The organism is Candidatus Rokuibacteriota bacterium, from assembly GCA_016188005.1.
GTDB lineage: Bacteria > Methylomirabilota > Methylomirabilia > Rokubacteriales > CSP1-6 > UBA12499.
The window spans coordinates 1-11,591 of sequence record JACPIQ010000069.1 but is presented as its reverse complement, the minus strand read 5'-3'; the positions used below and the strand labels follow the sequence as shown (position 1 = coordinate 11,591).

The window sequence follows — 11,591 nt, the reverse complement described above, 5'->3', positions numbered from 1 at the left end:
TTCACTGACGAGCAGGAGCTCTTTCGCAAGACGGTGCGGCAGTTCAGCGAGCGCGAGGTGCGACCGCAGTACGCGGATCGCGAGCGACCGGACTATGATCTCCCGGCCTTCTTGCAGAGGATGGCGGAGCTGGGGCTCCTGGGCCTCCGCGCTCCGGTCGAGTACGGCGGCGTCAACACGTCGTATGTCAACGTGGGCATCGCCACCGAGGAACTCTCCCGCGCGGACTACAACGTCGGCACGTTGATCGTCAGCAGCGTCATCAGCACCGAGATCCTCAGCCTGCATGCCACCGATCGCGTGAAGGCAGGGTGGTTGCCCGACATGGTCAGCGGGCGCCGGCACGTCGCCCTGGCGCTCACCGAGCCCCACAGCGGCTCCGACGCCGCCGCGCTGACGACGCGGGCGGTGCGCGACGGCGATCACTATGTGATCACGGGAGAGAAGTCCTCCACCAGCCAGGTGGACGCCGACGCCTGCATCGTCTTCGTGCGCACGGGCCAGGGGCCGGGCGCGCGCGGCGTGAGCGCGATCCTCGTGCCTCTCGACACGCCGGGTGTCGGCACCTCTCGCTTCACCGACCTCGGCATGAAGCTCAGCCGTCGGGGCGCCCTGCACCTCGACGGCGTGCGCGTGCCGGCGCACAACCTGGTCGGCCCGGAGGGGCAGGGCTTCTACACCGTGATGAACCAGTTCGACTACACCCGCGCGGTCATCGCCATCCAGTGCGTGGCCACGGCCATGCAGTCGGTCGAGGAGACGATCGAGTACGTGAAGACCAGAACCGCCTTCGGACAGCCGATCGCGCGCTACGAGGGGGTGTCCTTTCCCATCGCCGAGGCTCTGGCGACCCTCGAGGCGGCGCGGCTGCTCTGCTACAAGGCGCTCTGGTTGCGCGACGTGAAGCTGCCGCACGCCAAGGAGGCGGCCATGGCGAAGTGGCTCGGTCCGAAGCTGGCGGTGGAGGCGATCCACCAGATGCTCCTCCTGCACGGACACGCCGGCTACAGTAGCGATTACCCGCACGGGCAACGGCTGCGGGACGTGATCGGCCACCAGATCGGCGACGGGACCGGCGAGATCATGAAGCTCATCATCGCCCGCGAGACGCTGGGGCGGGAGTTCCGGCCGCGCTAGCAGGTCCGGAAACGCCTGTCAGCCCCGTGTCAGGCCAGAAGCTCTAACCGCGACCCCCGGGGTGTCTTCCAGAGCGCCATCGCCGCCCGCGGGCGTGCCCCGCGTGACGAGCGGACTCGGGAGGCCTCTGGGTTACGAGGGCACGAAGACGCCCTTGCCCGTGGTCTGGGTGTCGAAGAGGCGGTAGGCGTCGGCGGCCTGCGCAAGGGAGAAGCGGTGGGTGAGGAGGCGGCCCAGGGGAATCTTCAGGCTCGCGACGAAGCGGGCGCATTCCTCCTGCCCCACCGAGGAGAAGGTCCACGAGGCGTGCAGAGTCACCTGGCGCTGCAAGAGATGCGGGCTCACCTCGAGCGTCACCGTGCCGCCCTCCCCCACGAAGCAGGCCTGCCCCCAGGTGCGCACGCTCCGCACGGTCTGGACGCGCGCCTCGGGGCTCCCGGCGCACTCGATGGCGCAGTCCACGCCCTCGCCCTCGGTGAGGTCGGCGAGGGCCGCCACCGGGTCCGTTGCTCGCCGGTCGATCACCGCCGCGGCGCCCAGCGCCTCGGCGAGGCTCTGGCGCTCGGGCACCGGGTCCACGGCGATGACCCGCGCCCCCATGGCCGAGCCGAGGAGCGTGGCGCTGAGCCCACGGGCCCCTGGCCGAAGACGGCCAGGGTGTCGCGCCCCGAGACGGCGAGGCGCTTCAGGGCGTCATACGCCGTGCCCGTGCCGCAGGAGACGGTCGCCCCCTCCTCGAAGCTGAGCCCGTCGGGGAGGGGCACGAGGGTGCGCGCTGGCACCTTCATGTACCGCGCGTGGCCGCCATGCCCGGTGACGCCATAGACGACGATGCCGTGGGGACAGAGCTGGGACCAGCCGGTGCGACAATGGCGGCAACGGCCGCAGCCGCGGGGAAGACGGGCGCCCGCGTCACCGAGGCGAGCCGCCGCGCTCCCGAGCGGTGGTCGGCCTGGACGTGGGTCTCGATCACATGGGTGATGCGGAGGGGCTCGCGGGCGGCCATCTCAGGGTGCGGGGCGATGTCCTCCTGCGGATCCACGACGGCGCAGGCGGCCGCGCGCGGACAGCCGAGGACGTAGCTGGCGCAGCCCGTGTCGGGCGTGACGAGCTGGCGGAAGATCATCGCGGAGCCCTGCTCTGTCCCGGGCGCGGGACTGTCCACCCCGAGCGTAGCTGGCCCGCGAGGCAGAAGGTGGACAAGAAGAAGGCGCCCCGCCAGCGGGCGCCTTCTCGGCCGGTCGATGGAACCCGGGCGCTGTTACTTCCGGCTCCGCCTCCGCGCGATGAGTCCCGCGCCGAACAGCCCCGCCCCGAGGAGCAGCAGCGTGGCCGGCTCTGGCACCACAGCGAAGACGTAGAGGGGATCCTCACTCTTGATGTCCCAGGCCGGGATGTCGGAGGGGAACGTGAGATGGGATGTGAAGAAGGTATCCGCAACGTGCCCCGCAAAGTGGGGAACGCCCAGGAACGTGTGAGGCGCCGCCCCCGGCAGCGGGATCACCTCGGGGTAGAGCAACGGCACGATCGTGTATTCCGTGAGATTGGTCGTGATGTCGGCCCAGTTCTTGCTCAAGCTGAAGCTGAAGGGGAATATGATCGTGTCGTTGACGCCCTCGAAGAACGTGCCCGGCAGGATGTCAGCCCACAGGACCCCGTCGGTTGCCCTGGCGACCGCGTCCCCCGCGGCCGGATCCCAGTTCTTGGTCGCGCCCGTGCCTACGAAGAACCTGAAGAAATCACCCGGCACCAGGGCCAGATCGACGTGTCCCGAGCCGCCCGGGACGATGGCGCCGCCGACGACGCTGATCCTGAAGGACCCCGTGACCTCCTTTGCCCCAAGCTGGGCCGACAGCGAGACGGAGCCGCTCACGTTGGTGATGGACTCCACCTTGAGAATGCCCTCGAACTTGTCGCCGGCGTTGATGACCCCGTCCCCGCCCGGCACATTGATGTCGAGCCAGTCTTCGTAGTTGACGTACTTCAGCTTGGTGATCGCGCCTTCGAGAAGGGTGACCGGCTTGGCCTCTGCCGGACCGGCCAGCCCCCCCGCGGTCAGCGCCAAGGTCAGGGTGACGGCTGTTGCGAGCGCCTTCGTCCCCAGCCCCTTGAACTTTCTCATCGTCCTCCCCCGTCTCAGGCTCCGGATCGGTTTATGGTTCTGATCCTGAGGGCTCTCACCATTTCTACTGATCGTCCTCACCCGCGTAGCAAGCACAATGCCAGGGGATCGCTCACCGGCTTTTCAAGCACTTGATCCAGGGTATCCGAGGTTTCTCGGCCATACCGACAACTTTCTCGACAGTGACGGCTAGGCGTGAGCCTCCGCTCCCTCAGAGGTTGAGAAAACCCCAATATTTCGGCGGGGAAAATTCCCCGCTCCATGGAGTCTCAGGGGTAACTGTCGGATTTTTGAACAGTCCGGTTGTCCGTTGACCAGCCTGGAGGTAGGGTGGGCGGCCCCGGTGTCCCAGCGAAACAGCCCTCAAGAGCTCCTCGGCCCCGGCTCAGGAGCCCCTGCTGCTAGTGCCAACAGACCGGGGTGTCCATGTCCCATCGGCACTGCGGGTCGAGTTGGTGCGCCCTTGTAGCCAGCGTCGTCGCCTCCTTGGCCCTCTGGGAGAATCGAGCAGTATCGACGCGAGGTTGTCGAGGGCAGTGATGTCGTTGTGGCTGAGCCTGATCGCCCTCCGTCGGCATCCATCTCCGGGGTTGATCTGTGGCTGAGCCTCACGGGGGCGACCCGTCTGCTGACGCCGCAGGCGAGAGGCCGACCGGCCATTGGCCGCTGGTTCCGAGGTGCCCCCGCCCCCGGGGTGCAGTCGAGGAGCAGCGTCGGCACCGAGGCGTCCGGGGCTGGCGAGCCAGCAGAGATCGGCCGGGCTCCCTGGGCGCCGCCACGGTGATCGCGGGCGCCGCCGCCCCCGTCTGCGTGCCGAAGCGGGGCGAGTCGGTCACGGCATACCGCCCGGCGCCCGGCCCTTGCGGCCCCCCCGGCCCAGGCGGCACAGTCTGGCGCGCCCATGGCCGATTCCCTTAGAATGCTGGCAGGACCACACTCACTCCGGGGATCCCGAGGAGCTCCGATGACCGACATCGACAAGCGTAACCTGATCGCGCAGTGGGCCTTCGACACGCGCCCGGTGCTGCTTCGCTTCCACCTGTGGCTGGAGGACGTGGAGGTGGAGCGAGCCCAGCCCGAGCCCGTCTCCGCCTTCACCTTCACCCCGCGCGGCATCGCCCGCTGCCTGGCCGTGACCTCGGCCGCCACCGCGCTGGGCACTCGCCTGTTCGGGCAGTTCGGCGCGGGCGCGGGCAAGGACAAGGCGATCTTCAACCAGGTCAAGAAGGCGGCGGATGCGATCAGCGCCTATGTGATGAGCGAGGGGCTCTGGCACCTCACTCGCACCCTGCCGGAGAACCACGCCATCATGGTGTGCCTGGGCGAGGGCCTGATGCCCAAGGCGGGCGAGACGCCGGAGATGGGCGCGAACCCGATGCTCGGCTTCGGCCGGGTGTACGCGCGGCCGGAGGTGGCGGGAATGGTGGACCGCAGGGTGCGCCGGCTGCTCAACGAGCCGAGCCATACCTTCGACCAGTTCCACGACTGGCTCCAGAAACGGGGCATCACGCTCTGGGGCGCGGCGGTTGACACGCTGGAGAACACCTCGCGCTTCGCCGAGGGCAGGGCCACGGGTCCGATGGCGGTGTTCCACCTCTTCGATTCGCCACTCAGGCTGTCACGCCCGTATGAGTCGTACATGGGCTGCATCACGGTGCCCGGACGGGTCGCCGAGGCCGCGGAGCGCGCCTGGGTCTTGCTCGACTACCGCACACCGCGCAAACAGGTGGCGGAGGCCATCGAGGCGGCCTATCCCGGCATCCGGCGCGAGCACATCCACGTCTGGACGCTCAGGGGGAAGAGCCGCGTGGGGCGCCTCGGTCCGCTGTGGGAGGAATGGCGGGCGCTCGGCGTCCACCTGGTCGAGGACGGCTGGCGGGCCCCCTCGGGTCTGGAGGTGTTCACCGACTCGGGTACCTACGCCCCCACCTTCCTGGTGGGCAGCTGGCAGGACCGTGCAGGGGCTACCCACGTCTTCCTCTGCGACGGCTACGCCGCCACCGCCGAGGCGATGCAGGCGGCGAGCCTGTGCGACGTGCTGGACGTCGACTCGACGATGACCGTCTTCTCGCCCAGCTTCGATCTGCCCTGCGAGGCGGAGGGCCGGCTGATGCAGCTCGATCCCTCGGCAACCGACTTCGGGCAGCGTCTCGGAGAATTCTTTGGGGGGCGCGAGGTGGACGCGAGCACGATCCAGGCCTACGCCGAGGCCATCCGCCAGGCCGATCGCTCCAACATGCCGCTGGGCAAGCGCGTGCTGCGGGCGGACGACTTCCTGCCTGGAAAGGACTGGCACGTACTCGCCAGCGTGGGCTACATGTGCGACGACCCGTATACGGGCGCGCCGGGCGTCACCGAGGTGGCCGACGGTGTCTACCGGGTGACGACGCGGCTCGCCACGCGCATGGCCTCGAGCCGGATCACCTTCACCTTCCGCCTGATGGAGCCGCTGGACATCATGCGGCATGTCTTCAGCCCGCTGCTCGTGCGCTTCCTGTCGGGTGTCGACCACACGACACGGCCGGTCAAGATCTCCGACTCGGGGCGGATCCGCAACGAGCTGCAGACGATGCTCCCGCAGGCGCTCGAGCACGTTGGGGACCGGATACGCGTGCGTCTCGATCGGGTCGACGAGAAGGTGATGCCGCGCGAGAAGCAGGCCCTCATCCGGACGGTGCTCGACTGGTACAAGGCGAACCACCCGGTGTGGTTCGACTGGCTCGACCTCGACTAGCGGCGACCTCGACTAGCGGGGTCAGGTCTTGCATTACGACAGATGTTGGATTGCAAGACCTGACCCCAGCCACTCCGACATCCTGTGATTGGGGAGGACGCCATGGCCGGTCTCGATGGGGCGCTGCAGACGACACTCCGCGACCAAGCGGTGGCCCTCGGGGCCACCTACGTCGGGGTCGCCGACCTGGCGCCGGTGAGGGACTTCGTGACGGCCCAGGGGGGCGACTTCCTCGGCGACTACCGCTTCGGCCTGTCGGTGGGCATCGCCCTGTCCGATGCCGTCGTCGACCAGCTCTATCAGCACGTGAGCCGCGACATCGCACGCACCTACTTCCACCACATCTACACCGTCGTGTCCGAGATGCTCGACCGCACGGCCACGACCCTGGCCTTTGCGATCGAGCGCGCCGGCTACCGGGCGCTCCCGGCGCCGGCCGGCCGACCGTACGACGACGAGCGGATGACCGGTCTCATCTCCCACAAGCTTGCCGCCCATCTGTCGGGCAACGGCTGGATCGGGAGGAACTGCCTGCTCATCACCCGGGAACACGGGCCGCGCGTCCGCTGGGTGACGGTGCTGACCGACGCGCCGCTGACGAGCACCAATGGGGCGCGGACCTCGGGAGACGCCTGCAAGGACTGCACGCTGTGCGTCGACCTGTGCCCGGCCCAGGCGTTCACCGGGGTCCCCTTCAACCCGGCCGAGGCCGTCGACGTGCGCTTCCGCCGCGGCGAGTGCCGCGCCTACCTGGGCCAGCGGGCCAAGGCCTATGGCGCCAGCGTGTGCGGCGTGTGCGTCTACGTCTGCCCGCACGGCTGGAGCGCGAAGCGCAAGCGCGACGGCCAGCGGACAACGCCGGAGATCCTGCGTCGGCAACTGACCGGCGTGCGTCGCGTGTTCGAGGCCAGCGCGTAGCAAGACCGTCGCCGCGCCCCACCCCGCGGGCCGTCGCCTCGCGCGCGGCCCGCCGGGCCACCCCGGTCACGCCCGCACGCTGTCCCGACCTGGTCGCACGAACCCGCATCTCCACCGCCGATGCCGCCTGAGGAGGCTCGCCCATGAGCTCACCGACCGCACCAGCAGCGCCCAGCCCGTTGCGCGCCGTCGTGGACCAGCGGTTCACCGTGACCGACTTCACGCTGGAGAGCGGCGGGATTCTCCCCGAGATGACTCTCGCCTACGAGACCTACGGCCGCCTCGCCCCGGACGGCCGCAACGCCATTCTCGCCACCCACGGCTACACGTCGAGCGCTCACGCGGCAGGTCCGCCCACGCCCACCGACCCGCTCGGCGGCTGGTGGGACGGCCTCATTGGTCCCGGCAAGACGATCGACTCCGACCATTGGTTCGTGGTGGCCTCGAACATGCTGGGCTCCTCCTACGGCTCCACCGGCCCATCCACCGTCAACCCGGCGACGGGCAAGCCGTACGGCCCCGACTTCCCGGACATCACCCTCGGCGACATCGTGCACGCCCAGCGGCTCATGCTCGACAGCCTCGGCGTAAGGCGCCTGGGGGCGGTGGCCGGCCCCTCGTTTGGTGGCTTCCAGGCGTTCCAGTGGGCGGTGTCGTACCCCGACTTCATGGATGGCATCGGGGCCGTGGTGACGGCTCCGAAGGGGTTCGGCGGCGAGGCGAGCGTGACGGCGCTCCGCGCCCGGCTCTCGACCGACCCGAGCTGGAGCGACGGCTGGCACTACGATCGCGGCGGCATCCTGGGCACGGACCACGCTCCGGCTGGACACGCTGAAGCGCTACGGCATGAACGAGATTCTCGCCGCGACCATCCCGGACCCTGGCGCCCGCGGCGCTCGCATGCGCGAGATGGCGGCGCAGTGGGCGCGCCAGTTCGACCCCAACTCGCTGGTGACGCTGCGGAAGGCCATGGTCCGCTTCGACGCGGAGCGCGACTTCGCGAAGATCCGCGCGCGCGTGCTCTACGTGCTGTCGCGCACGGACGCTCTCTTCCCGCCATCGCTGGCGCCGGACGTCATGGCGAAGCTCGGGGCCGCCGGCGTGGACGCGACATACTTCGAGATCGACAGTGACTTCGGCCACCTGGCCAGCGGCGCCGACTGGGCCAGGTGGGCACCGACACTGGCGGGCTTCCTCGCGCATCTCGTCGCCTGACGCCGATCGCGCCTGCCCCGCCGCCATGTGGGCCGTTCAGCGCGCCGCGACGGCCTCCGGCACCCCCGCGGAGGTCTTGGGCCGATGCCTGTGATGTCGCGATGCCGCTTCAGGTGATCCCGGGGGCCCGTGCCCCATCCGCCGGCGACCCGGCGCCCCGGCCCCGCTCCGACGGCCGGGTCAGGCCCGACCCTTGAGCCGCACGACGTTGAAGGCCGGGATGGGCTTGCTGAGCCCCTTGAAGAACTGGTGGGAGAGCGCCACGTGGTCGGCATCCACGTAGTAGACCTGGGAGATCGCCGTGGCGTTGGGCGTACCGTCGCCCGCGCAGGTCACGACGTGGGAGGGGATCACACCCTGCATCGCGGACTTGATCTCCTCGGGCAGGAGCCCCATCGTGGCGGCCCGGCTCAGGCGAGCTTCTCCCCGGCCCCGGGCCCGGGAGTCTGGCGGAAGATCTCTTCCACCCGGAAGGTGATGGCGACGCCCGGTCGGTACGCGAAGCCGAGCGAGAGGGGCCTCGCGATTTCCTCCGGGTAGCCCTGACGCACCGACTCGAAGAACCTGGCACGGAAAGTCTCTTGCCGAGCGATGTCCTCGTCGGTGGTGGGCCGCGAGGACAGGTACGTCCCTTTCAGCTGATAGGCCTCGTGGCTCATCTGACCTACCTCCAGCGCGACGCGGCCGTTGTGCCGGAGGTTGGCCAGCGCTCGCTCGGCCCGGGCTGCCGGGACGAAGACCGTCACCGTTTGGCGGTCGTCGTGGACGACCGCGCCCACGGCGAAGGTGTGGAGGGGGCGGAGGCCGACGTCGCGCGTGCCGACCTGCAGGAACGACGGGCCGTGCAGGAACTCCACGAGCTGGTCCGGTATCATGGCTCCTGGCGGATGCACTAGTACCGCGATACCAGGCCGCGGTCAAGGGCGATCTCAGATCCCCGCCGAGGATTACCCTGTCGCCTGGGCAGGGGACGCGCAGGTAGCTGAGGGGCACACCGAACAGCGACGCGAGGAGGACAGGCCATGCGAGCAATCGTGCTGCGGGGGCCGGGGCCAGCCGAGCTTCTGCGGGTGGAGGAGATCGCGGATCCCGAGCCGGCCGCGGGCGAGGTGGTAGTGCGCCTGAGAGCCGCAGCCCTGAACCACCGGGACGTCTGGATCCGCAGCGGCAGCGGCGCCTATGCGGGCGGCTTCTCGAAGCCGGTCATTCTCGGCTCGGATGGTGCCGGGGAGGTCGTGGCCGCAGGGGCCGGCGTCGATCCCACGCTCGTCGGGCGCGCCGTGGTCATCAACCCCAGCCTTGGCTGGGGGGAGGCCGAGGCCGTGCAGGGGCCGGCGTTCCGGATCCTGGGCTTTCCGGACGATGGGACCTACGCGCAGCTCGTCCGGGTCCCGGCAGTCAACGTGCACGCGAAACCGGCGAGCCTCTCGTTCGATGAAGCCGCCTGCATCCCCCTGGCCGGGTTGACGGCCTACCGCGCCGTCGTCAGCCGGGCCGGGGTGCGGGCCGGCGAGACGGTGCTCGTGACTGGCATCGGCGGAGGCGTCTCGACCTTCGCGCTGCAGATCGCCGCGCATCGCGGCGCCCGCGTGCTCGTGACCTCGGGCAGCGACGCGAAGCTCGCCCGGGCCCGCGCGCTGGGCGCCGCGGGCGGGGCCAATTACCGGACCCGGGACTGGGGGCGCGAGATCGTGGCGCTCTGCGGGGACCAGGGGCCTGACGTGGTCATTGACAGCGTGGGGGGCGACACCTTCGCGCGGGCCGTCGATATCCTCCGGCCCGGGGGGCGCATCGCCAGCTACGGCGCCACGACGGGCCCGGTCAAGGAGCTCGCCCTGCGGAGCGTGTTCTGGAAGCAGGTCACCGTGCTCGGCACCACCATGGGCAGCCCGCGGGAGTTCGAGGCCATGCTGGCGCTGTACGACCGCGGCGGGCTACGCCCGGCGGTGGATCGGGTCTTCCCGGTGGAGGAGGCTGCGGCCGCCCACCGTCACCTGGAGGAGGCGGCGCAGTTCGGGAAGGTCGTCCTGCGCATATAAGCGGGGTCAGGTCTTGCATTACGACACGATGTTGGATTGCAAGACCTGACCCCCGTCCTCGAAGCGCTCGCCGGGCGCGTCGGCGAAGAGCTCGGCGGGGTAGAAGGCGCGGAAATCCCGCTCGACGCGCTCGTAGGGGAAGTCCGACCACAGGCCGTGGTCGCAGGTGTATTCCATGTGGCGCCGCTGGGCGACATCGAACTCCTGGAAGATGGCGTCCGAGCGGCCGTCGAACTCGGTGGGCCGTACGCCGAAGCGCTGGCAGAGCTCGATGTTGAAGGCGGGGGCGGCCTTGACCCACCGCCCGTCCAGCCAGAACACCGCATAGCCGTGATGGATGAACGCCGTCTTGCCGCCCATCCTGGCCTTGAGCTTCTCGGTGGTCAGGTGGTTGACCACATCCGACAGGCCGATCCCCGCCGGGATTCCCGCCGCCCGTGCCGCCGCGGTCAGGAGCACGGCCTTCGGAATGCAGAACACCCCTCGCGCCTTCAGGACGTTGCTGGCAACGTACCGTCGCGGGTCGAGCCGGATGGCGAAGGGGTCGTAGCGCCAGCCGTCGCGCACGGCATAGAAGAGCCGGACGGCGCGCCCGATGGCGCTCGTCTCGCCCGTCACGGCGCGCCCGGCGAAGGCGCCCACCTCGGGGGTCGCCCAGTCGAGGTAGTACGTGCTCTCGAGGAACTCGGACCCGGGCGCGGGCCACTCTCCAGGCGGCCAGTGGTTCATGAGTCGAGATGCCTCCCTGAGGAATGCAGCGGGGTGGACTCGGTGCACATAGAGTGCCCTCGTGTCCCGTTCCGGTCAAGCGGAAGGCCAGCCTCCGCGGCGGCCCTCTGGCTCCAGCGCCGCAACCGCGCGCACGGGACGAGAGGCCGCGACAGCCCGGGACGGAGAGGGCCGGCTGCCGGGCAAGCGGTCAGGCTGTGCTCCGTGCCGAGGCGCCTCGGCGCCGCTGGCGCCCGCCACGGCGACGGCGCCGCGGGCGTGGAGGCTCGGGCGTGTCGCCGCTGGACGGCGGCTGCTCGACCAGCGTCATCTGCACCTCATCGGGAACCGTATCGTCCCGCTCCGTCGCCGGCACCGGCGGGGAGGGCCGGGGAGGCGGCTCGGCGGCGCTGGCCCCGGGGCCGGCCCCATCCGCCATCGCGATCATGCCCGTCGGGCTCACCGACAGCTCCCTGAGGCGACGCAGGCGGGTGATCAGGCGCGGGGAGCCGGGCGTCCGCGCGAAGCCCCGTTCCTTGAGCTCCCGCGCCAGGGTGTCGATGAGCACGGGGCGGCCATGGGAGCGGTGCAGCAGCTCGCGGATGAGGAGAATGATCTCGTCGTGGGGCGCCGTGTGGGGCTCTTCCGTCGGGCGACCGCGCGCAGGCGCGTGCGCCGGCGCGTGGTGGGCGCGCTCGGCGGGCGCGCGCGGGGCGGC

10 protein-coding genes and 2 pseudogenes are annotated in these 11,591 nt (G+C 70.1%); 5 read left to right on the top strand and 7 right to left on the bottom strand.

From position 1 onward, the window contains the following. Window positions 1–33: 33 nt before the first annotated feature. Window positions 34–1,137 carry an acyl-CoA dehydrogenase family protein gene (locus HYV93_14045; GenBank protein MBI2527090.1) on the top strand — a complete coding sequence of 368 codons (1,104 nt, stop codon included), beginning with the start codon at window positions 34–36 and terminating at the stop codon, window positions 1,135–1,137. 132 nt (window positions 1,138–1,269) lie between these two features. On the opposite strand, the pseudogene HYV93_14040 reads toward HYV93_14045, so the two are convergent. From HYV93_14040 to HYV93_14030, 3 genes and pseudogenes are all read right to left on the bottom strand, one after another. After that, window positions 1,270–1,970: pseudogene (locus HYV93_14040) on the bottom strand (zinc-binding dehydrogenase). Beyond that, window positions 1,922–2,263 carry an MBL fold metallo-hydrolase gene (locus HYV93_14035; protein MBI2527089.1) on the bottom strand — a complete coding sequence of 114 codons (342 nt, stop codon included), beginning with the start codon at window positions 2,261–2,263 and terminating at the stop codon, window positions 1,922–1,924. Before HYV93_14035 ends, HYV93_14040 begins: the two are co-directional and overlap by 49 nt. A gap of 135 nt (window positions 2,264–2,398) precedes the next feature. Further along, window positions 2,399–2,488: pseudogene (locus HYV93_14030) on the bottom strand (PEP-CTERM sorting domain-containing protein). 1,735 nt (window positions 2,489–4,223) lie between these two features. Here HYV93_14030 and HYV93_14025 point away from each other — a divergent pair. The 3 genes from HYV93_14025 (at window position 4,224) to HYV93_14015 (ending at window position 8,044) form a co-directional block, all read left to right on the top strand. Further along, complete coding sequence (locus HYV93_14025) at window positions 4,224–5,993, top strand: hypothetical protein (protein MBI2527088.1); 1,770 nt, start codon at window positions 4,224–4,226, stop codon at window positions 5,991–5,993. A 102-nt stretch (window positions 5,994–6,095) separates the two neighbouring features. After that, on the top strand, window positions 6,096–6,911 hold the full coding sequence (locus HYV93_14020) for an epoxyqueuosine reductase (protein ID MBI2527087.1): 816 nt from the start codon (window positions 6,096–6,098) through the stop codon (window positions 6,909–6,911). Window positions 6,912–7,102: 191 nt separating this feature from the next. Then, on the top strand, window positions 7,103–8,044 hold the full coding sequence (locus tag HYV93_14015; protein MBI2527086.1) for an alpha/beta fold hydrolase: 942 nt from the start codon (window positions 7,103–7,105) through the stop codon (window positions 8,042–8,044). A 262-nt stretch (window positions 8,045–8,306) separates the two neighbouring features. Here HYV93_14015 and HYV93_14010 read toward each other — a convergent pair whose 3' ends face one another. Next, window positions 8,307–8,522, bottom strand: coding sequence for a hypothetical protein (locus tag HYV93_14010; protein ID MBI2527085.1), 216 nt, complete (start codon window positions 8,520–8,522; stop codon window positions 8,307–8,309). Between the two features lie 14 nt (window positions 8,523–8,536). Then, window positions 8,537–9,001: a pyridoxamine 5'-phosphate oxidase family protein gene (locus HYV93_14005; protein MBI2527084.1), complete on the bottom strand. Its 465-nt coding sequence runs from the start codon at window positions 8,999–9,001 to the stop codon at window positions 8,537–8,539. A gap of 147 nt (window positions 9,002–9,148) precedes the next feature. Between HYV93_14005 and HYV93_14000 the strand changes: the two genes are divergently transcribed. After that, window positions 9,149–10,165, top strand: coding sequence for a zinc-binding dehydrogenase (locus HYV93_14000; GenBank protein MBI2527083.1), 1,017 nt, complete (start codon window positions 9,149–9,151; stop codon window positions 10,163–10,165). Between the two features lie 18 nt (window positions 10,166–10,183). On the opposite strand, the gene HYV93_13995 is transcribed toward HYV93_14000, so the two are convergent. Continuing rightward, a complete protein-coding gene (locus HYV93_13995) occupies window positions 10,184–10,894 on the bottom strand; it encodes a transglutaminase family protein (protein ID MBI2527082.1) in 711 nt (236 codons plus the stop codon). Window positions 10,895–11,084: 190 nt separating this feature from the next. Next, window positions 11,085–11,591 (bottom strand): hypothetical protein (locus tag HYV93_13990; GenBank protein ID MBI2527081.1); only part of this gene is annotated, 507 nt, incomplete at its 5' end.